A 313-nucleotide genomic window follows, 5' to 3' on the forward strand; every position below is an offset into this window, starting at 1 on the left:
GGCGGTTTCTAGGGGTCGTTGCAACACCTGCTGGTTAGGTGGTTAGTAGTAAATCACGTAGACGCTCGGCTGGAGTTTTCCAGCCGAGCGTTTTGCGTGGGCGGCCGTTGAGTTCCTGGGCGACGTGTTCAAGGTCTTCGGGTCCGTAGACGGACAGGTCGGTGCCTTTGGGAAAGTACTGACGCAACAGCCCGTTCGTGTTCTCGTTGGAGCCGCGTTGCCAGGGGCTGGCAGGGTCGCAGAAATACACTGGCATGTCGGTGGCCACGGTGAAGGACTTGTGGGTGGCCATCTCGGCCCCTTGGTCCCAGGT

Annotated in this window: 1 protein-coding gene; it reads right to left on the bottom strand. The window is 60.1% G+C overall.

What is annotated here, in order from left to right; all coding sequences use genetic code 11:
* Positions 1–34: 34 nt before the first annotated feature.
* A partial coding sequence (locus AC6CH3_RS23515) for an IS30 family transposase (RefSeq protein ID WP_498134720.1) occupies positions 35–313 on the bottom strand: 279 nt, incomplete at its 5' end.

The organism is Arthrobacter sp. GQ119 (assembly GCF_059759125.1).